The organism is Alteromonas sp. MmMcT2-5 (assembly GCF_022348315.1).
Lineage (GTDB): Bacteria > Pseudomonadota > Gammaproteobacteria > Enterobacterales > Alteromonadaceae > Alteromonas > Alteromonas macleodii.
In genome coordinates, this window is sequence record NZ_JAKRFB010000021.1 from 49412 (window position 1) to 70434 (window position 21023).

Here is a 21023-nt window from a genome sequence, read left to right on the forward strand (position 1 = left end):
TGTAACGAGTAAGTTCAACATAATAAAAAAGACCGAGAGTACGGTCTTTTCATTTCAATTAATTTGGAAAAACAAAACAATCTACATATGCAGACTATCTTGAATACCGCCTTGTTTAGGTGAAAAGATATTACTGTATAGGCGAGATGCGAATTCATCGGTCATACCCGATATATAGTCGGCGAGAACGCGCATACCATTGCCGCTCTCACAGGCCTTACGCCAGCGAACTTGGGTGTTTTCGGGAAGTAAGCGGTCAGGATCTGATGCAAAGGCTTCAAAAAGCTCCATAACCACCAGCTGTCCTTTGTATTCAAGAAGCTGCACATCGGGGCGGCGTATTACTTTGTTAAACACAAAGCGTTTGAAAAGCTCCAAGGCTTGTGCAAAATGTTCAGGCATTACGGCGTTGAACGCCAGTAACGGGTGAGCGAAACCCTCAACGCCTTTTATTTCAATAGCTGTAATAAAGCTATTTACCAGCGCGCCTATGGCATTTTTCCTTTCGTGATGTGCAGCGCTAAATAGCTTATTGGTTAGCACTTCTATATTGTCTGACAGCCACGGTACATCTAGCGCTTTTAGCGGGGTGGTTACATCCTCGACAAAATGATGCTTGTCGACCATATCCATTACAATGGCATCTTCTAAGTCGTGAATGCCATAGGCGATATCGTCAGACAGTTCCATAATTGAGCAGTCGAACGATTTAAATTGCGTTTTACTGTGTGCATTCAGTTTTGCAGTAAACTGCATAAACCCATCTTTATCTTCATTGCTAAATGGCGCAAGTAGCCAGTCGAATAGGGGCTCATCGCAGCGAAACAGACCTTTTGGCGGATGCCAGTCGTGGGCCTTTACCTGACGAAGTGAAACAGGGCGCTCTGGCGTAGGTCCTTTACTATGAAGGGCATCGATAAAGTTTGGATATTTAACCAAGCCTAACACGCTTCTTCTGCATAAATTCATGCCGTGTTCGGCGGTATAGGGCTCTAGCTGAGTGATGATCCTAAAAGTTTGTCCGTTTCCTTCAAACCCGCCGTATTGGTGCATCATGTAATTAAGCGCAATTTCACCACCATGGCCGAATGGGGGATGACCAATATCGTGAGCCAAGCAGAGGGTTTCGATTAACGTAGGATCAAGCGCTAACGTCGTGGCGATATCTGGAAATTTCACCCAAAGTTGGGCAGTAATACCGGTGCCAATTTGGGCGGCTTCTAGAGAGTGGGTTAATCGAGTGCGATAGAAGTCGCTCAGCCCCACACCGAGCACTTGCGTTTTTGCCTGTAATCTACGAAAGGCGGCGCTATGAAGAACGCGTGCTTTATCACGTTGATACGGATTGCGGTGATCGCCGTCTCTTGTTTCACTGCGGGGTAAACGACGCTCGTGTAATGCTAATTCCCAATCGCTTGTTGCCAAAAAAACCTCGCTGCCTTGCTGTGTATGCTACTTCTATTCGTCAGTATAGTGATTTAAGCGCTGTTAATCGCCTTGCTCACATATCGTCTTGCGTAATTTCATCAAGACTTAAAGAAAAGCTTGGTACGTAACGCGTTAAGAAGTAGTCTACTTCTTCAGAATGATACTCTTTAAGGGTTTTATCTAATCGTTTTTTAGCCAGCTTAAACTCTTGGTTACCAGCAGCTAATTCTTCAAGCGTTTTTAGATAAGCGCAAAGTACGTCTGCTGCTTTCACAATAAAAGCTTCTTCTTCACTATGGTAGTGATGATCAATAAGCGCCGCATAGTCTTCTCGAAATGCCTCTGGTGCCATTTCAATTAGCTTGTTCTCTGCAATTTTTTCGATCTTTTTATATTCTTCTTTAATCGCAGGGTTAAAGTATTTCACTGGGGTAGGGAGGTCTCCGGTGAGTACCTCCGACACGTCGTGAAATATTGCCATGGTAGCAATACGATCAGGGTTTAGTGTGCCGCCAAAAAACTTATTTTTTATTAAAGCAAGTGCGTGGGCAACCATGGCCACCTGCAAACTGTGCTCCTGCACATTTTCTGTGCGCACGTTGTGCATTAGCGGCCAGCGATTAATAAGCTTTAAGCGCGCCAGGTGCGCAAAAAAGTGACTTTTATCAGACACATTACGCCCCTTGCTTATACGTTCTAAAGAAGTTGCCAATACGATGCAGAGCAGGCACCAATACATCGCTGTGCGGTAAAAATACTAATCGAAAGTACGTGCCTTCGGTCAGGTTAAACGCGCGACCGTGTACCAGCAGAATTTTTTCAGAGCTTAATAAGTCCAGCACCATTTGTTCATCATTTTGAATGTTGAATTTCTTTTCATCTACTTTGGCGAAACAATACATGGCACCTTTAGGTTTAACGCACGAAATACCGTCAATGCCGTTTAGCATATCTGTAGTGACGTCGCGCTGAATGCGAAGGCGCCCGTTTTCTTTCACCAAGTCGTCAATGCTTTGATAGCCGCCTAATGCAGTTTGAATAGCACTTTGACACGGTACGTTAGCGCACATCCGCATGGAAGATAGGATATTAAGCCCTTCAATATAGTCCGACGCCAGGCGCTTATTGCCGCTGACAACTAGCCAACCTGAACGAAAGCCCGCCACACGGTAGTTTTTGCTTAAACCGCCAAAGGTAACAAAAAAAACATCGTCAGCCAGTGAAGCAATACTGGTGTGTTTTGCTTCATCGTAAAGAATTTTGTCGTAAATCTCGTCGCTAAATACAACAAGTCCGTGTTCGCGGGCGACTTCAACCACATCTTGTAAAAGGGCTTTGTCGTAAACTGCGCCGGTTGGGTTGTTAGGGTTGATCAGTACGATCGCGCGAGTTTTACTGGTGATTTTACTTTTTATGTCGTCAATATCTGGGAACCAGCCTGCTTGCTCGTCGCAGCGATAATGAACGGGTGAACCTGACGAGAGGCTAACTGCTGCTGTCCAAAGCGGGTAGTCAGGGCTTGGAATAAGCACTTCATCGCCATGATTAAGTAGCGCCTGCATTGCCATCATAATTAACTCAGATACGCCGTTACCAATATAAACGTCGTCTACACGGATGTCTTTAATGTTGCGCTGCTGGTAGTACTGCATCACGGCCACACGGGCAGCATAAATTCCTGTCGAGTCTGAATATCCTTGAGACGTAGGCAGGTTATGAATAACGTCTTTTACGATATCGTCAGGGGCTTCAAATCCAAATGGGGCAGGGTTACCGATATTCAGCTTTAATATGCGGTGTCCTTCGTCTTCCATTTTGCGTGCTTGCGCAGCGATTGGGCCTCTAATGTCGTAACAAACGTTATCTAATTTATGTGAGCGAGATACAGTTTTCATGGTCTATCTGGTTGATTTACATACCCTGAGATTATCGCAATACAAAGCCATATGCGATGGCCTTTTTGCAGTATTTCTGCTTTAAGCACTACTTTTTTCACCAAGTGGCTATTTATTGACCACATAACGAGATGAATGATCCGCTTGTCACTTAAGTATAAAATTTATGTTAATAGCTTGTGAACTTTTCATTCAGCGCCTATCGTAGTAGTAAGGCGTGTATAAAAAACGCGTTAGTAACAAACAGGCTAACAAGCAGAGGTGATAAGAATATGTCGCACCATTTCAAAGAAACACCAGAGAATGCAATCACGCAAAGTGGTATAGCACGCGTTATTCCCTGTAAAGAATTAGACGTTGGCGACCCTATAAAATGGTTGTCATTGGCATTACGAGACGCTATGCGCGCACCAGGTCTCACATTGTTTTATGGCGTTCTCTTCGCGGTTATTCCTTGGTTTATTATGTACTTGGTTGAAATGACAGGTTGGCACTTGGTCATTCTACCGGCCATTGTTTGCTTTATGTTGGTAGGTCCATTTTTGGCTGCTGGTCTTTATGATGTGAGCTGGGAAATGGAGAAAGGCCATAAGCCCACGTTACGCCATTCTTTGCGTGCAATGCGCAGAAATGCGTTTAACGAGTGGGGCTTTGCCATTTTACTTATGGTGATGATGATATTCTGGTTGCGTGTTGCATCGCTAATCCATGCACTTTATCCGCCTTATATCGAAAACGATTTAGAAAGCTTATTACCATTTTTGGCGCTAGGCACAATTGTTGGTGCGGGTTTTACATTGGCCATGCTTTTCATTACGGCGTTTACCCAACCAATTTTGATGGAACGCAAAGTTGACCTTGCCACCGCTGTATTAACCAGTGTTAACGCAGTGTGGCTTAATAAGGTGCCCATGCTTATTTGGGGGGCGATCATCTTTACCACCGTTGCGATTGGTTACGTAACCGGGTTTATTGGTTTTATCGTGTTAATGCCTATTATCGGCTACGCTTCATGGCATGCTTATATTGATGCCATTGAAACTAAGCGCGAACGCAAATATGAGTAATCGCCCACGTTTTCTGTAATTTAATTACGGAAATGGTGAGGTTTTCTGTACATTAGATGCGCTTTACCATTATATATTTTGTTAAAATTACAGTTTTAAGGCCCCAAAAGGGGCCTTTTTATACTTAAGTCTTATATTTCTTTCATCCTACAAGTTCCATCGCTAGATATATTAGTAATATGTAATCTAAATTAATCTCGATAAAACAGTGATTTAGCCTAGTAACAATGGTGTAACAAACTGATTTACCACACATTTACCCCCATTACACAATCATTCAACAGAAAAGTTTTAATTCTTGATGCATAAATAAAGGGCGTTGAGCGAATTGTTGATTGTTCAGCTTTGTTCAACCAAAAACTAAGAGTTTGCCACAAACTTGATTAAAGCCTTTATCTACACATTGAGGAATTAAACATGAAACCAGTTAAATCGAAACTAGCCAACGCGGTAAAAGTGCTAGCTGTAACTGCAACCGCAGCATTTAGCGTTAACGCAACTGCCGCAGCACCGCAAAAAGACATACGCTTTGTAGGCGAAACCCAATTTGCAGGGTTTTGTAAAGCTGTGATAAATGATGATGTTAGAGTACTTCGCTCTAGTCTTTCACGTAACGTAGGTCGCATTGGTGCTAGTCAGCGTGAAGTGTTGCGTATGGTAACGTCTGAAGAAGGATTAACGTGCAATGGCAGTAGCCTAATTGAGTTTTCAGTTGAGCGTCACGCTGATGCCGTACATGAATACTTAACGTCGCGTAGCTAAGGCGTGGTAGCGGTTACGATAAATCCAGAAAAAGCGGGCTAGCTTGCACTCATCGTCAATCACGTTGACGTAAATGGTGAAAACTAGACCCGCTTTTTGTCTTACTTTTTGCTTTAAAATGCGCCTTAATTAGCGATTTTAATATACGTGGCTACACGCGCTTTACTGGTTTTAAACAAACGTTGCGTTTTAAACCTAAGCTTTAGTAGCAACACGTAAGCAAGTGGTACTAAGAACAAGCTGGTTAGTGTTGAGAACACCAGCCCACCAATGATTGCAATGGCCATTGGCGAGTAGGGAGGGCCGTCGCCGCCAATTCGAGTACTCCCCATCGCAAGTGGAATAAGCCCTAGAACTGTAGTGGCTACTGTCATCAGAATAGGCCTGATACGTGTCATACATCCTTCAATCACTGCGTCATACAGCGACAAGCCTTCATTAATTAGCTGATTAATTCTGTCTACCAATACGATGCCATTGTTAACCACAATACCCATCAGAATCAGCATGCCAATCATCCCCATGATAGACATAGATGTGCCTGTAACCATGAATGCCCAAAAAACACCTGTGAAGGAAAACAGTAGTGACGTAATTACAGATGTTGGAAGAATTAGCGATTCAAACAGCGCGGCCATCACAACGTATATCATGCAAAGCGCTAATAGCATATTCATTTGCATTACGGCATTGGCTTCATCCTGGCGAGAGAAGCTGCCGTCTAGCGTCCACTTATAGCCTGTCGGCAATTCGATATTAGCTAATGCTTTTTCTATGCGTTCACGAGCTTGTTCGGTGGTGGTTTCACCCTCTAGATTTGCACCAATAGCTAGCGCTGTTTGACGATAGTTGCGGTTAATTTGCGAAAGCTGTGGCACCACAGTGAAATCTGCAATCATGTTCAGCGTTACCGATTGACCCTGCGTAAACCCAATATTGATGTTCTTAAGTTCGCTTAGCGAGGCTTGAATATCGCTGCCAAACTTAAGCTGCACCGCCACTTCTCCGGCGTCACCATAGCGGAATGTACGTAAATTACTGCCGCGTAGTGCCGTAGAGATAAGTTTAGCCACATCGTTTACTTGTATGCCAAAGCGGTTTGCTTTCTCTCTGTCTATGCGTATTTGAACCTCATCACGGGTAGATCCCGTGTCGGCTTTTACATCTTCCAGCCCTTCTATAGTGGAAAGAATAGGGATGATCTGCTCTGAAATATTTAGCAAGGTTTCTGAAGACTCGCCCAACAGCGTTACTCTTACGCCACCACCGTTGCCGCTATCCCACTGGAAAGAGGGGCGAGCACGAACGAATGAAGGCATGTTTTCGCGAATATCCTCCTTAATTTTACCCACACTTACGGGCAACTCGTCATTAAGTGTGATACCGCTTACTGCATGACCAGCAGTAAAATAGGTATACACCTGCTTAATATGAAAGCGTTCTTGGTTTTCATAAAGATAAGCTTCCATTTTATTTACGGTTTTTTCCACTTCTTCTAGAGTGAAGTTTTGCGTCACATGGTAATTAAGCCAAATACGCTCTTGGTTGTCGTTACCCTCATCGTCAGACGTAACCACCTGCATAGGCACAAAGGTCGACGCGAGAATAAGCAGAGCAATAACACAAGTTACGCCCTGGTGTTTCAACATCCAGTTAAGCGCACGACCATAGCCTTTTATGTAGGACGGTGTTTTAGGCGTTTTTACAACAGGGATCTTTACCTTAGTTGTCAGCAAGGGAATAAGTGTTTTAGCAATGAAAAGCGACGCGAACAGAGATATACAGATAGCCACAGCAACGTGCTCTAGGAAAATAGTCACGTCTATTTTTACCCCAATAATATTAGGTAAAAACACTATTGCCGTGGTTGCAGTTCCGGCAATGACTGCAAGACTGACTTTGTTTACACCAATCTGGGTGGCTCGCTTAATGTCTCCCTCTTGTTGGCGTTCTTGAAATACGCTTTCAGTGATCACAACGGCGTTGTCTACCAGCATACCTACCGCTAGCATGAGGCCCATTAACGATAAGATGTTGAGTGTATAACCTAATAGATACATCACACCTAAGGTAATACAAATTGAGAATGGTACAGAAAGCACCACGATTAAGGTGGTGGTAAGCTGGCGCAAGAATAAGTACAGCACAATAACTGAAAGTAACGCACCTAAAAGGCCAGCGTTTAGCAAATCGCTCAGCGACGAAGTTACGCTTTTCGCGGTGTCGTCCATTACAAATAAACTAATGCCTGTAAACTCAGGGTCTTCCTTGGCTTTTTCGATAACTTTCATTACCGCGTCGGAAACTTCTACAAGATTGCTGCCCGATTCGCGAAATACGTTAAAGCCTACCGCAAAGGTGCGATCTAAATGACGTCCTTCGTTGCGTTGAGGGAGCTCGTAAGTCACGCTGGCAATATCAGACAAGCGAACGCTGCGAGTAACCCACATATTTTTAAAATCGTTTACATCGGTAAATTCGCCAGTTGGGTTAACCAGAATTTTTTCACCGTTATTGTACATGTAGCCCGCGGTTAGCGAGAAGTTTGCGTTTAGAAGCTGCTGCTCTAAGCGTGTACCGTCTATTTGGTAGGCCGCCATTTTCTTAGGATCTAAGCGAATAGTAATTTGACGCTTCATGGTGCCGTATAGCTCAACTTTCGATACACCCGGAACACGCTCTAGCGGACGCTTGAGGTTGCGTTCTAGCAAGTCGTAGGCATTTGATAAGTCGCGGTCGCTCGATACGCGAAGCTGAAATATAGGCATATCGTTGGTGTTAAATTTATACACCATGATCCGCTCTATATCGTCAGGAAGTTCGTGGCGAATAGCGTCAATCTTCTCCCGCGCTTCAATACTTTTGGCTTTGAGGTTTTCATCCCAATCGAACTCTACAATGACCTCAGCCATATTGTCGTACGACCGTGCCCTTAATCGCTTTATCCCCGACATGGTAGCAACGGCCTCTTCAACCGGGCGGGTGATCATGGTTTCAATCTCAACTGGCGTTGCATCAGGGTAGGGGATCTGCACTACCATTTCTGGAATATCAATCCCAGGGAATTTCTCTAAAGGCAATAAGCGGCCAGATACAATGCCGAACAGCAACATAGACAAAAACAGCATTCCGATGGTAACGGGCTTATTTAACGCAAAGCGTGCAAGCGAGGCGCCTATACCTGCAATTTTTGAAAGGTGCGGCTGTGAAGCTATGTCTGTCTCGCGTTGATTCGGGTCACGTGTTTGGCGCTTGTCAGTGTGGGTTTCAGAACTGTTATTAGCGTTGTGAGAAGGTGTACTCATAGTACACCTCCTTTCGACATTGCTCCTTCGTCACCAAAGCCCGCATTAGTATTAACAGACGTTTTCTGCGCAACGTTTTTCTTAACGTCGAACAGGCTGTAAAGCACTGGCAGTAATATGAGGGTGAGCAAGCTTGCAAACAGAAGGCCGTATATAACGGTGATGGCCATTGGCGTGCGAATTTCAGCACCTTCACCAAAACCAAACGCCATAGGCAATAGACCCAACACCGTAGTAAGTGTAGTCATCACAATGGGGCGCAGGCGGGTCTTTGCAGCATCTAGAATAGCGGTGTCTTTATCTACTCCTTGACGGCGTAACTGATTTATACGGTCAACTAATACAATAGCGTTGTTTACTACAATACCGCACAGCATAATCAAACCGATAAATACCACCACGTTTAGCGGCGTATTGGTAAGCCACAATCCATACACGGAACCCGCGCCAGCTAGCGGCACTGCGAACAAAATAAGCAGAGGGTGCAGCAGCGACTCAAACTGTGACGCCATAACCAAATACACCATGAACACCGCAAGTGCTAGGGCAAACTGTAGCGAACGGAAGCTGCTTTGCATGTCTTCACTTTGTCCAGTTACTGTTGCACTTAAAGATAGAGGAAGTTGGGTTTCATCAATGACTTTATTAGCAACGGCAACCGCTTCATCAAGCTTACCTTTGGCTAAATTCGCAGATACCAGCGCTACACGCTGCTGTCCAACGCGGGTGATCTCGCTAGGACCTACACTCATGTATACGTCTGCCACGGCACTTAAAGGAATAGGTTGTGCAGAGCCTGGATTAACAACAATGGCACGCACGCTGGCGATGTCATCTCGCTGGTTTTCTTGGGTTCTTACCAGCACATCTACCTTTCTGTCTTCAACACTATACTGTGTAGCGACACGGCCACCTACTTTGGCCGCAATAAGCTGAGAAACGGTTGATGCATCAAGCTCAAGGCGAGCAAGTTTGGCGTGATGGAAGGCTATTTTAAGCTCTGGGTTTCCGTCACGAATGCTGGTCGTTACGTCTGCAAAATTATTAAAACTGGCTAGCTTGGTCGCAATGGCGTCGCCATACTGCTGTAACTGATTTAGGTCGTAACCCGCAATTTCAATTTGAATAGGCGATGCAAAGCTAAATAGCTCAGGCTCTGAAAACGTTGCCTGAACCTGAGGTTTAAAGGCTAGGTAATCACGAAGCGCACGCTTTACCGCGTCCATATCGCCAGCTGTCGCCGAAGGCTGCATGACAATTTTTAAGCGGCCCCAATGATCGCCACCCTGATTAGGCGCAGCGCTTATAAGGCTTCCCGTACCAGACATGGCATAGGTGCGAAGCACCATGGTTTCGCCGCCATCATTGTTATTTACTGCAACCGCAGCAAGCTCGCTGATAATAGCGTCGGTACGCGCCAGTGGCGAGCCCGCAGGAAGGGTCACTTCTACCGAAAATTCTCCTTGTGACAGGGTAGGAATAAGTTCCATACCTAGTTTTGGTACAAGCATTATCGCGCCAGCAGCAAGAATAAAGGCAGTAGCTAACACCAGCGCTTTGGCTTTAAGACTTACGCGCAGCAGTTTTTCATAAGCAGAAGCGAGAAGGTCAAACCCTTTGTTAAATACCCAGATAAGTGGTTTAAACGCAACGCTTAATAATTTGCTGACGATATGCCATGCACCTATCACCAAGGTAACCAAGGCTGCAGGTAAAAATACAAAGATAAGTCTGAATACCCAACGAACTGGCAGGGTAACGTAATACATAACTTTGCCAAACGTTGACGTAGGAGGGGTAGGCGCTGGTGTAGTGAACACATCTTCGTGATCTAGCTGTTGCTTTTTCTTCTTATGTGCCATCGCAGGGATAAGTGTGAGCGCAACAACAAGCGATGCAGCTAAAGCGAACGACACGGTTAACGCTTGATCTTTAAACAGCTGACCTGCAATACCTTCTACAAATATTAGCGGCACAAACACGGCCATAGTGGTCAGTGTCGAAGCCACAATTGCGCCAGAGACTTCTTTTGTGCCTTCACTGGCGGCGGAATCCTCTGCTTTAGTGTTTTCAGCTCTTGAGTTTTCATTAGCTGTACCGTTATTAGTCCCAGCCACTTTTAATTTTTTATGGCGATCGATATTTTCAAGCACAACAATGCTGTTATCTACTAATAATCCAACAGCCAGCGCGATACCACCTAAGCTCATCATGTTTAAGCTTATGTCGTTGGCATACATTAGATTAAAGGTGGCAATTACTGATACCGGAATAGAAACCGAGATAATAACGGTAGCCCAGAAGTCTTTAAGAAAAAGGTACAGCACCAACATGGCTAAAATACCGCCCATCACTGCCGCTGATTTTACGTTATCTATAGCTTGCTTAATGAACACGCTTTGGTCATAAATTTCGCTAAGCGTGTAGTTAGAAGGCAAGTTGTTGTTGACCTCATTTAACCGGCTAGCCACTTTTTGTGCAACGTTAACCGCATTAGCATCGCCTTCTTTATAAATGGCAATTTCAATGCCTTCATTGCCGTTAAAGCGCGTTACCACATCACGATCTTTATAAGCACTCTCAACCGTTGCCACGTCTTTAAGTTGAATGTTTCTGCCTTCAAAACGCCCAATGAAAAGGTTTTCGATATCGCTCAGTGTTTCAAACTGATTGAGGGTTCTGACCAAAAACGCTTGGGCTGCGTTATCAATTCGACCGCCGGCCGCGTTAATGTTTTCGGCACTGACCCGGTCAATAATTCGGGTAATGGGAATAGACAGCTGACTGGCTTTCTGCTGGTCGATAAGAATGTGTATCTCGTTTTCTAAACCACCGCCAACGCGCACGGCTGCCACACCTTCTACCGACTCTAAAGCTCGTTTTACTTGCTGTTCGGCATATAAACGTAATCGCTTCATTTGCGCTACGCTTAAACTTGACGTATCGCTTTGTGCCGTCAGCCCCAGTTTAATTACTGGGTCTAAACTTGGGTTAAAACGAAGAAGTCTTGGCTTTTCTATATCAAGGGGAAGTTGTAAAACATCGAGTTTTTCGCGCACTTCTAAGCTCGCGAAATCCATGTCAGTACCCCATGCAAATGAAAGCACTACGTCAGACTGGCCTGCGCGCGATGTGGACGTAACTTTACGTACGCCTTTTACTACGCCAATGGCTTCTTCAATGGGCTTTGAAACCAGTTGTTCGACTTCGCCTGGCGCTGCACCGTCGTAGTCAGTACGAATGGTGAGAGTAGGGTAAGATAAGTCAGGCAGTAGGTTAACCGACAGTCTGCCTAACGACACCATACCAAATAGCAATACCGCAAAAGTGAACATACTAACGGCAACAGGGCGCTTTACAGCAATATCTACAATACGCATTGTGTGAGTTCCTTGTTGGGCCGAATTAGCTGTTAACTACTTCAACAGGGGCGCTGTCTTTCAAGTTTTGGTGGCCTGCGGTAACCACTTCTTCATTACCGTTTAAACCATTAATAACTTCAACGACTTCGTTGTTTTCAAAACCTGTAGAAATATCAACTTTTTTAACTTTGCCGTTGTCGACAACGAATACACTATGATTATTATCGATGGTAACTAGCGCTCTACGAGGCAACAACGTGGCGTTAGCATGTGTTGCGTACTCAAGTGACACATCGGTAAACATGCCGGCTTTAAGTTTGTTATCTTCGTTAGGTACTTTTAAGGTTACTTTGAACGTGCCTGTGGTCGCATCGATGACCGGGCTTATACGTTCAACACTCGCGGTGATACTCCTGTCGCCTAAAGCCGCCACGGTAAGCATTGCACCTTGTCCAATCACTACGTTAGGTAGCTCATTTTCAGGCAGATACACAATGCCTTGAAGATTACGTTGCTGAACGATATGGAACATTCTCTCCCGTTGGAACGATTCGGTTAAGTTACCTACTTTTGCGTTTCGCTCTGCAATGTATCCATCAATTGGGGCTGTGATCGTTGCTTCTTTCAAATCAAGTTCAGCCAAGCGTACAGATGCTTTTGCTGATTCAAATTGCGAAGTGAGCTTGTCGTAAGTGTCATCGCTGATAAGCTTTTTGGAATAGACTTTGTTGACCTTTTCTAGTTCGCTTTCAATACCAGCTAAATCAGCCAAAGCTTTTGATAAGTTCAGCTCGTAGCGGCGTTTATCAAGCTGTGCCAGTACCTGGCCTTTTTCAACATAATCACCTTCTTCTACGAAGATTTCTTCGATAATTCCAGATGCTCGCGCAACCACAAATGCTTCTTCACGGGCTTCTAAAATAGCGGTTGTGTCGTAAGTGGACGTAATGTCGCCAGTAACAATGGTTTGGGTTTCAACGGGAATAGCAAAAACGGTTTCTTCAACTTCGGTGGCGTTGGCTTGGTCATTAATGGCATCAGCATCAGAACATGCTGTCATCGAGAGAGAGAGGGCAACAATACCGCTTCCAACAAGTAATTTGAGTGATGTTGGCGAAAACGGTAATAAAGAATGTGATGGTGAAAAAGAGGTGTTGCTGTGCGTTGTAGTTTCCATGGTCAATAACCCTAACGTAGTTGTCGTTATATAATAATGACCATATACAGCAGCTAATATGCCAAAGATGTTAACTAATGTTAATTGTTAATAATATCAATCACTTATGAGTGTAGCAAACAGTTTCAACGAAAAAGCCAACCCAAGTGGTTGGCCTTTTCTACTAATGCTTAGCGAGAATCGCTAAAAAGAGGCTGGTTCTACTATAGTTTATTAAACCAAAGTATAGCTTGTAGTGATCTCAACATTACCCGTTAGCATTAGCATGACGGAACAGTATTTTTCTGCAGAAAGCTGCACAGCGCGAGCAAGGGCCTTTTCACTAATGCCTTCACCTGACACTGTGTAATGCGCGTGAATTTTAGTAAATACACGAGGCGGCTCTTCAGCGCGTTCAGCTTCTAATTCACAGTTACAGGCTTCAATGTTAAAGCGCCCTTTTTTAAGAATATCTACCACGTCAATACTTGAACATGCACCAACTGCCAACAGCACTGATTCCATCGGAGATACTGCCTTACCGCTGCCGTCCATCACCGTTTTGTAACCGCTGTCTGTAGTTCCTGTAAAAGTTAAATCTTGATCCCAAGAAACACGTGCTTTCATTGTTTGTCCTAATGTCATAAAAATAAAAAAGGAAGCTGCAAGACAGGCCAGTTTAGCGCTTCAATGCAGCTGTGACATGTGCGTTTATTTGTTAAGGCGAACAGCATCTGGGCTAAGCGTGATTTTCTTTTGCTTATATAACGCCCCTAACGCTTTTTTATACGCCGCTTTACTCACGTTAAAATGAGAGTAAATGGCTTCTGGCGCACTCTTATCTGTTAGCGTAGAAATGCCACCGTGGGCTTCTAAGTCATCCAAAATGGCTTGTTGAAGTGCATCACGGCCACCTTTGTCTACGCGCTGAAGGGCTACATCCACCTTGCCATCGTCACGAATTGTTTTAATTACCCCTTCAGTAGCTTGCCCGACTTTAAGTGGCTTAAAGGCATCGCTATGGAAAATAAGACCTAAGCTTTTTTCATTGATAACGACCTTAAAACCTAAATCAGTTTTGGCATAAACCAAGCATTGCACTGTGTCGCCCTCGTTGAGATAGGCACTACTTTCCTTTAGAAAATAGTGAAGCTTGGTAGCACCTAAAATACGCTGGGTTTTATCATCAAAAAAGGTGTGAACAACATAGTACATACCTGGATTAACAGGTTGGGCTTGGTAGTCGTTGGGCATTAAAAGGTCGTTGTCTAAACCCCAGTCGAAAAATGCACCAAAGTTAGTGGCAGATACCGCTTTAAGTACCTTAGTTTCACCAACTTGAATCAAAGGTTTCTTCATGGTGGCATAGAGAGCGCCGCGCTGATCTGTGGCTACAAATACGTCTATCTGTTGTCCTTCTGCGAGGGAAGTTTCTACTTCGTCAATCGCAAGGGTCACAGTTTGCAGCTCTTCAGCATCATCTATTTCTATTACGCAGTCGTTTTCGTCATTGTTTTCGACAAGTGGCGCTAAAGCGTAGCCAAAAGGGTATTGGGCTACCACGCGTAATGTATTAATTTTTCCAATATTTATCATCAGCACTGACTTTTTAAAAAGAACAGGTAACATGATACTGGAATGAACGTAAGAGCTAAACCATTATGAAGTTAAATTGCGATTTAGGTGAGAGTTTTGGCGCATGGTCTATGCCGGTGGAAGCGGCCATTATGGCAGAAATTGATCAGGCCAACATTGCTTGTGGTTTTCACGCTGGTGATCCGTTAGTGATGAAGCAGGCTATTCGGTTAGCCAAACAACATGATGTGGACATAGGTGCCCATCCAGCCTATCCAGACTTACAGGGATTTGGTCGCAGAAGTATGGCGATTGCTGCTGATGAACTCAGCGCTATGATCCAATATCAAGTGAGTGCATTGAGTGGAATGGCAAAGGCTTGCGGGGCCAACGTAAGTTATGTGAAACCTCATGGTGCGCTTTACAATGACATGATGAAAGATACAGCTGTCATGCGCACAGTAATGCGAAGCATAGCTGAAATAAATATGCAGTCGTTAGATTCGCCCCTTGCGCTAATGGTACAGGCTACGTCGCAAAATGCAGCGCTTAAAGACGCTGCGCAAGAGTGGGGGCTGCCGTTGTATTTTGAAGCGTTTTCAGACAGGCGTTATACCGATGAAGGTTTACTGCAATCTCGCTTGATCGAAGGTGCCGTGTTAAGCGAGAGCGACGCATTGCTTCAAGCTAAACAACTTATATCATCGGGAACAGTAACGACAGCTTCGGGAGCAACACTTGCAATAGAAGCGGATTCTCTGTGTGTACATGGCGATACTAAAGGGGCGGTGAATATTGCAAAGAAAATCAGAACATTTCTATAAACCTGCCTCATAAAAAACACATTTTACAAGAACAATACAAGAGGCTGTTACCCATTGTTGTGCTGAGAGTGGTATATCTAAAACTAAGTACTCAGAACCAAGCACTGACAGCCGTTTAAATAACAAGGACAGTAGATGCAAGCTTTCGGTCGCATTAAGCGAATAGTTACAGCAAGTGCAGACGCCATTATTTTGTACTTTGATGGCGCAAACCTGGACGACGCGAATAATGCCTGTCATCACGTGCTGGCAGCGATAGATAGCAAAAAGGGAAGCGATTCGTGGGCTTGGCTGCGTGAGTGTGTGCCTTCCTATGACAGCCTGTTGATTATTTTTGATATGGCATTAATTGATAGCCACGGTGTATACCGTGCCATAAGTAATCTAAGCGCTGAAGACATGAGCCTGCAATCATTCTCTTTGCAAGCAAAAGAGAATGAAAGTAGCGCCGTGATTGAAATTCCTGTTTGGTACGGTGCGCCTAATGCAAGTGATTTAAGTGTAGTGAGTAAGAAAACGTCACTGTCTATTGAAGAGATTATCGAATTGCACACTAGCACGACTTATAAAGTATACGCAGTGGGTTTTTCTCCGGGCTTTGCCTATATGGGTGATATTCCAGAAGCGCTCAAATGTGCGCGACTAGGCACACCGCGCAAACGCGTACCTAAAGGTGCGGTTGCAATCGCTGACAGGCAAACTGCTGTCTACCCCAGTGAATCACCTGGAGGATGGAATTTATTGGGGCTTACGGCATTCGACATGCTCATTCATAAAAATGAGCAAAGTGAAGCGCGGTTAAAAGCAGGTGATGTGGTTAGGTTTGTTTCAGTTACTGAACAGGAATATAGAGCAGGATTGCAGGTTGAGCGATGAGAATTGAAGTACTCAGTAAAGGATTGTTTAGCCTTATCATAGATAACGGACGGGTAGGGCGACAACGGGATGGATTTTGTGAATCAGGCCCTATGGATAGTAACGCCTATGATTGGGCCAATTTTCTAGCCTTCAATTTAGACGGTACGCCATGCTTCGAAGCGATTGGTGAAATGCGATTACGGGTTGATGAAGATTGTATTATTGCTGTGACTGGCAGGGAACCGTCACTCGACGTAGATGGAAACGTTAAAGCAACATACCAGAGCCAACATGTACCGGCAGGTGCAACTATTACGTTTGGCAGCGCTCTACTTGGTAGCAAAGCCTATTTGGCAATAGGTGGAAATTGGCATGTGCCAAAAGCGGTAGGGAGTGCATGTACGGTAGTACGCGAACAACTTGGTGGGTTGGATGGTAAGGGATGCGCGTTAAAAGATGGCGATTGCATCGACATTTCAGCTAACAGCAGAATTAAAAGCACCGCTAGAATGCGCACTCTCTCGCGGCAGCACATAGACAACTATGGTTTTTTAGAGTCTATTCGGGTTATTCCCGGGTATCAGTTTTCGAGTTTTAGCGCTGTTGCTTTACGCACGTTTGAAACAAGCAGCTATACGGTTTCATCGGCTATCGATCGCATGGGCTTTAGGTTGACCGGTGAATCAGTTACAGCCGATATAGAAAACATGCGCTCAGAGGCAATTCATTTAGGTGCAATTCAAGTTCCCGGCGACGGGCAGCCTATTGTAATGATGCGCGACAGACAAACATTAGGGGGTTATCCAAAACTTGGCTGTGTAAGCCCCTGTGATATAAGTCGCTTGGCCCAAGCCGTGCCAGGCGAAAAAGTGAATTTTGTTTTTCAACATGAAGAAGAAGCAAGGGCAGACTGGCTACTGATGACAAGTAGGCGTCGCCGACTACAAGGAGAAATATTGTGACGATTGCGTTTTTAAACGGTGAGTATATGCCTCTTTCTGAGGCTAAAATTTCTCCGATGGACAGAGGCTTCCTTTTTGGTGATGGTATTTATGAAGTCATTCCAACGTATTCTGGTAGCGCAGTAGGCTTCAAGGGGCACACTTCGCGTATGGCGCAAGGCCTTAAAGCTATTGAAATCGCTAACCCTTATTCAGCAGAAGAATGGCAAGACATTTTGACCAGCTTGGTCGAAAAAAACAAAGCATTTATAGAAAGCGGAAACATTGGTGTTTATTTCCACGTAAGCCGTGGCACCGATACAAAACGTTTTCATGCATACCCTAAGAATATAGCACCTACGGTATTCGGGTTTGCTTTTGAAATAGCGCCACCACAGCCCACAGCAAAATCTGAAGCAAGGCCTTTCAAAGTTGCGCTTCAACAGGATAAAAGGTGGCAACGCTGCCATATCAAATCCACATCCTTGTTAGGCAATGTAATGCACTATCAAGCAGGTGTTGACGCAGGCGTTAACGAAACTATTTTGTACAACAGCGAAGGTATGATAACCGAGGCAAGTTCATGCAACGTGTTTATGGTGAAAGACGGATGTATATCTACGCCCCCCTTAAACCATGAACTTCTTCCCGGTATTACTCGCGCCATTGCAATTGAAGCATTTAAACAGGCAGGCCTGGTTGTTACAGAAACTTGGTTTAGCAAAGATGAGTTGCTGGAGGCAGATGAAGTATGGTTAACCTCTTCAAGCAAAGAAGTTGCCCCGGTAGTTGAAGTAGACGGAAAACCTATTGGCACAGGGGAAGTGGGTGACGTGTGGGAGAAAGCAATTAAGGCTTACCACGCATATAAGTTTAAAGCGTAACGAAAAAAGGCCCGCTTAAAGCGGGCCTTTTGCTAGAATAAAACTGTTACTTATTCAGGTAAGTTGTCGCAGTTACCGTCTGTACACTCACCGTATAAGTAAAGGCTGTGATGCGTTAGCTTCATCTTGTGTTGCTTTGCAATCATCTCTTGGCGTTCTTCGATAATGTCATCTTCAAACTCAATGACCTTGCCACACTTCAAACACACAAGGTGGTCGTGGTGATCTTTGTGACTGATTTCAAATACAGATTTTCCACCTTCGAAATGGTGGCGATTAAGAATGCCTGCATCATCAAATTGGTTTAACACGCGGTACACGGTAGCAAGACCAATTTCTTCACCCTGTTCGATAAGGATTTTGTAAACGTCTTCAGCGCTGATGTGTTGGTTTTCTGGCTCTTGCAGAATTTGTAAAATTTTAAGGCGAGGCAGAGTGACTTTTAGCCCTGCTTTTTTCAATTCTTTATTTTGATCCATTACAACCTACTAAGAACGAGTGAATAAGTATTTGGTGGTTATTATAGGTAAGTTGAAACAATTTAAAAGCAAAACCGTGGAAACTTTGTTTTCTCGCTGAAAATTTATCCATTGCACTGGTGCGATAAAAATTGTTACTTCGATACAGCCCGCATGGTGTCTGGCCTGACCAGATTGTAAGTGCAAGATTTATCTAACAAATGTGCAGAATAAATAAAACTTTTGATGCATTGAATTAACATCCTGTTAAACTAAACTTAAAAAGGCGATACAACCCTATTTATTTTTTGGCATGTTTTTTTGGTGGAAGTGCCCATGCAGTTAACAATTATAAATAAAATCACGTTAGGCTTTGGCTTATTCGGCTGCTTATTATTACTTACCAGTATTCTTTCCTATTTTGGTCTTAGCGGAATAAAAGATTCTGCACAAGACGTTGTAGAGCAAAAGATGCCAGTTCAGACCAGCATGGTAAAAGTAAAGACTGAGATCCTCTCTTTATCAGTGATTACTGCCAACGGATATCATGTCGAAAATAGAGAAGAGCTGGTCGCAAACAAAGAGACGTTTGATACTTTATCTTCCGCATTCTCTGACGACTTGTCTCGTTTAAACTCACTTATGTCAAACAACGCGGTAGCCAGTAACGCTGTCGACGTTAGTCTAGCCTACGTTAATAGTAGTAACGACATGTATACCGCTATCAACGAGCGAATGAATATCGAGAAGGCGCTTGCTGCACAGCTTGAAAAAGTCTTAATGACGGCCGATGAGGCTAGTGCGTTAATGCTAGATCTTTCCTATTTAGAGGGAAATAACCCCAGTATTGAAACGCTAATTGGTGCGGGTACTGCAATAGACAACAAATTGCTCACAATGAATGATTCATTCATTGAACTGGCTGAAACCGATAACGCTACGCAAAGTGCGAGTATTATTGAAGATTTAGAATACCAATTGAGTAATTTGCAGGTAGATAAAGACTATGTAAATCGTTTGGCGACAGGGGTAGATGATGGCGGTACGATAGCTTCTTTTAACGAACAGTATGATTTACTGATGGAAGCGGTAAACGGCACAAATGGATTAATTGCTTTGCAGCGACAAAAACTTTCTGAAGTAGACAAAGCTGCGAAAGCTCAGAAGGAAGCAAAAGAAGCGTTAGAAACCGCACTTGCCGACATTAATACTTTGTTTGACGCTGTCCAGAAGCAATCTCTTGATGGGCAGAACGCCATTCTTGAATCTGTTCAGGCCAACCTTGTGCGCAATATCATTGTCGCGGCACTGGGCTTGGTTGCTGCAATATTTTTAGCGGTTATTGTAACCCGTAGTATTTCCAAGCCCCTTGGCCGTATCAATAAAGGCTTAAGTCAGCTAAGTAAAGGGGATTTAAGCACCAAATTGCCTCAAGAGGGCAATGATGAGTTTTCTGCCCTTTCCGCAAAAGTGAACAGCCTAACCGATAGTTTACGAGAGCTAGTGGGCAATATATTAGAGCAAGAAAAACGCCTTATAGACATTACAAAAGAAAGCGTAGAGCTGGGTAATAAGAGCTTATCTGAGGTAGACAAGCAACGTGAGCAAGTAACGGTAACGTCTACGAATACAAAACATGTACAGGAAAAAAGCCGCAGCAACCTCGCCCAAATTAATGAAGCAATGGACGCCCTACGCGATATAACAAAGCAAAGTACAGACATTGGTCAATTGGTACAAAAAAGCAGTCAGCAGGTGGGTAATCAAGCCAAACAGGCGGAGTCTTCGGCGCAGATCATTAATCGTTTGGACGACAACTCTCGCAATATTGGCAGTATCTTAGACGTGATTAAAACGATTGCAGAGCAAACCAACTTGTTAGCATTGAATGCAGCCATTGAAGCTGCAAGAGCTGGTGAACAAGGTAGAGGCTTTGCGGTTGTTGCGGATGAAGTGCGAACGCTAGCCAACCGCACCCATGACTCTACGGAAGAAATTGAGCAGATGATTGGGAACTTACAAAAAGATGCTGCGCAGGCAGTAAAAGCAATTAATGCAGGGCGTGAACAAGCGCAAGAAGGGGTGGAAATTACCCAGCAAGTATCTCAGCAAGTAGAGAGTATTAGAGAAATCATTGAGCGGTTAAGCGATATTAACGAACACATTGTGGCTGATACCGAACAACAAGATGTTTTACTTGGCGATGTTGCGAAAAGTTTGAACCGCATAGTTGCTCTAGCCGACTCCAGTGCGCAAAGCACGCGCCAGTCGAACGAGTCGACAATGTTGTTGGATGCGCAAACTGAGAGCTTGAGAAAAGCAGTAGAGCGGTTTCACCTGTAATCGCTGAATTAGCGTAACTGACAGCAGGCGCAGCTGATTAATTATCAAAAAAAACCGCTCATCAGAGTAATGCCGTTCACTTAAGGTGAGCGGCATTTTTCTTTCTGCTGTATCGCTGTGGTCTCTTCTTAACTGTTCGGGGGAAGCTGCGTTCTCGCCGTGGAG

At 44.3% G+C, this 21023-nt stretch carries 16 protein-coding genes; 7 read left to right on the plus strand and 9 right to left on the minus strand.

Going from position 1 to position 21023, the window contains the following annotated elements; genetic code table 11:
* Positions 1-81 precede the first annotated feature (81 nt).
* From MHN09_RS10705 to MHN09_RS10715, 3 genes are all read right to left on the minus strand, one after another.
* A complete protein-coding gene (locus tag MHN09_RS10705) occupies positions 82-1425 on the minus strand; it encodes an anti-phage deoxyguanosine triphosphatase (RefSeq protein ID WP_187446797.1) in 1344 nt (447 codons plus the stop codon).
* 76 nt (positions 1426-1501) lie between these two features.
* Positions 1502-2101, minus strand: coding sequence for a 5'-deoxynucleotidase (gene yfbR / locus MHN09_RS10710; protein WP_012519109.1), 600 nt, complete (start codon positions 2099-2101; stop codon positions 1502-1504).
* Position 2102: 1 nt separating this feature from the next.
* The gene (locus tag MHN09_RS10715; protein WP_014976750.1) at positions 2103-3323 is read right to left on the minus strand and encodes a pyridoxal phosphate-dependent aminotransferase; all 1221 of its coding nucleotides are present in this window, start codon (positions 3321-3323) and stop codon (positions 2103-2105) included.
* A 272-nt stretch (positions 3324-3595) separates the two neighbouring features.
* Between MHN09_RS10715 and MHN09_RS10720 the strand changes: the two genes are divergently transcribed.
* Positions 3596-4390, plus strand: coding sequence for a DUF2189 domain-containing protein (locus MHN09_RS10720; protein ID WP_014949751.1), 795 nt, complete (start codon positions 3596-3598; stop codon positions 4388-4390).
* 417 nt (positions 4391-4807) lie between these two features.
* Positions 4808-5152 carry a DUF3718 domain-containing protein gene (locus tag MHN09_RS10725; RefSeq protein ID WP_014949750.1) on the plus strand — a complete coding sequence of 115 codons (345 nt, stop codon included), beginning with the start codon at positions 4808-4810 and terminating at the stop codon, positions 5150-5152.
* A gap of 125 nt (positions 5153-5277) precedes the next feature.
* Here the strand turns inward: MHN09_RS10725 and MHN09_RS10730 are convergent, their stop codons facing one another.
* The 5 genes from MHN09_RS10730 to MHN09_RS10750 all read right to left on the minus strand — a co-directional run bounded on the left by MHN09_RS10730 (position 5278) and on the right by MHN09_RS10750 (position 14571).
* Positions 5278-8457 carry an efflux RND transporter permease subunit gene (locus MHN09_RS10730; RefSeq protein WP_239240649.1) on the minus strand — a complete coding sequence of 1060 codons (3180 nt, stop codon included), beginning with the start codon at positions 8455-8457 and terminating at the stop codon, positions 5278-5280.
* The gene (locus MHN09_RS10735) at positions 8454-11837 is read right to left on the minus strand and encodes an efflux RND transporter permease subunit (protein ID WP_239240651.1); all 3384 of its coding nucleotides are present in this window, start codon (positions 11835-11837) and stop codon (positions 8454-8456) included. The genes MHN09_RS10730 and MHN09_RS10735 overlap by 4 nt, the downstream gene beginning before the upstream one ends.
* A gap of 25 nt (positions 11838-11862) precedes the next feature.
* Positions 11863-12996 (minus strand): efflux RND transporter periplasmic adaptor subunit, encoded by a 1134-nt coding sequence (locus tag MHN09_RS10740; RefSeq protein ID WP_039225481.1) that lies wholly within the window; start codon positions 12994-12996, stop codon positions 11863-11865.
* 213 nt (positions 12997-13209) lie between these two features.
* A complete protein-coding gene (locus MHN09_RS10745) occupies positions 13210-13602 on the minus strand; it encodes an OsmC family protein (RefSeq protein ID WP_014949747.1) in 393 nt (130 codons plus the stop codon).
* An 84-nt stretch (positions 13603-13686) separates the two neighbouring features.
* Positions 13687-14571 (minus strand): S1-like domain-containing RNA-binding protein, encoded by an 885-nt coding sequence (locus MHN09_RS10750; protein WP_239240653.1) that lies wholly within the window; start codon positions 14569-14571, stop codon positions 13687-13689.
* A gap of 65 nt (positions 14572-14636) precedes the next feature.
* On the opposite strand from MHN09_RS10750, the gene MHN09_RS10755 reads away from it, so the two are divergent.
* From MHN09_RS10755 to MHN09_RS10770, 4 genes are all read left to right on the plus strand, one after another.
* Positions 14637-15374: a 5-oxoprolinase subunit PxpA gene (locus MHN09_RS10755; RefSeq protein ID WP_239240655.1), complete on the plus strand. Its 738-nt coding sequence runs from the start codon at positions 14637-14639 to the stop codon at positions 15372-15374.
* Between the two features lie 135 nt (positions 15375-15509).
* Positions 15510-16250, plus strand: coding sequence for a 5-oxoprolinase subunit PxpB (gene pxpB / locus MHN09_RS10760; protein WP_239240657.1), 741 nt, complete (start codon positions 15510-15512; stop codon positions 16248-16250).
* Positions 16247-17194, plus strand: a complete 948-nt coding sequence (locus MHN09_RS10765) for a biotin-dependent carboxyltransferase family protein (protein WP_039225493.1) — start codon at positions 16247-16249, stop codon at positions 17192-17194. Before pxpB ends, MHN09_RS10765 begins: the two co-directional genes overlap by 4 nt.
* Positions 17191-18057, plus strand: a complete 867-nt coding sequence (locus MHN09_RS10770) for a D-amino acid aminotransferase (RefSeq protein ID WP_014949742.1) — start codon at positions 17191-17193, stop codon at positions 18055-18057. The genes MHN09_RS10765 and MHN09_RS10770 overlap by 4 nt, the downstream gene beginning before the upstream one ends.
* A gap of 50 nt (positions 18058-18107) precedes the next feature.
* Here the strand turns inward: MHN09_RS10770 and fur are convergent, their stop codons facing one another.
* The gene (gene fur / locus MHN09_RS10775; protein ID WP_014949741.1) at positions 18108-18536 is read right to left on the minus strand and encodes a ferric iron uptake transcriptional regulator; all 429 of its coding nucleotides are present in this window, start codon (positions 18534-18536) and stop codon (positions 18108-18110) included.
* 315 nt (positions 18537-18851) lie between these two features.
* Here fur and MHN09_RS10780 point away from each other — a divergent pair, with 315 nt between their 5' ends.
* Positions 18852-20858: a methyl-accepting chemotaxis protein gene (locus MHN09_RS10780; RefSeq protein ID WP_202943132.1), complete on the plus strand. Its 2007-nt coding sequence runs from the start codon at positions 18852-18854 to the stop codon at positions 20856-20858.
* The last annotated feature ends 165 nt before the right edge of the window (positions 20859-21023 follow it).

Excerpts from the sequence above, each read along its gene's own strand:
- MHN09_RS10715 (WP_014976750.1), bottom strand. The coding sequence starts at position 3,323 with ATGAAAACTGTATCTCGCTCACATAAATTAGATAACGTTTGTTACGAC.
- MHN09_RS10720 (WP_014949751.1), top strand. The coding sequence starts at position 3,596 with ATGTCGCACCATTTCAAAGAAACACCAGAGAATGCAATCACGCAAAGT.
- MHN09_RS10725 (WP_014949750.1), top strand. The coding sequence starts at position 4,808 with ATGAAACCAGTTAAATCGAAACTAGCCAACGCGGTAAAAGTGCTAGCT.
- MHN09_RS10730 (WP_239240649.1), bottom strand. The coding sequence starts at position 8,457 with ATGAGTACACCTTCTCACAACGCTAATAACAGTTCTGAAACCCACACT.
- MHN09_RS10735 (WP_239240651.1), bottom strand. The coding sequence starts at position 11,837 with ATGCGTATTGTAGATATTGCTGTAAAGCGCCCTGTTGCCGTTAGTATG.
- MHN09_RS10740 (WP_039225481.1), bottom strand. The coding sequence starts at position 12,996 with ATGGAAACTACAACGCACAGCAACACCTCTTTTTCACCATCACATTCT.
- MHN09_RS10745 (WP_014949747.1), bottom strand. The coding sequence starts at position 13,602 with ATGAAAGCACGTGTTTCTTGGGATCAAGATTTAACTTTTACAGGAACT.
- MHN09_RS10750 (WP_239240653.1), bottom strand. The coding sequence starts at position 14,571 with ATGATAAATATTGGAAAAATTAATACATTACGCGTGGTAGCCCAATAC.
- MHN09_RS10755 (WP_239240655.1), top strand. The coding sequence starts at position 14,637 with ATGAAGTTAAATTGCGATTTAGGTGAGAGTTTTGGCGCATGGTCTATG.
- pxpB (WP_239240657.1), top strand. The coding sequence starts at position 15,510 with ATGCAAGCTTTCGGTCGCATTAAGCGAATAGTTACAGCAAGTGCAGAC.
- MHN09_RS10765 (WP_039225493.1), top strand. The coding sequence starts at position 16,247 with ATGAGAATTGAAGTACTCAGTAAAGGATTGTTTAGCCTTATCATAGAT.
- fur (WP_014949741.1), bottom strand. The coding sequence starts at position 18,536 with ATGGATCAAAATAAAGAATTGAAAAAAGCAGGGCTAAAAGTCACTCTG.
- MHN09_RS10780 (WP_202943132.1), top strand. The coding sequence starts at position 18,852 with ATGCAGTTAACAATTATAAATAAAATCACGTTAGGCTTTGGCTTATTC.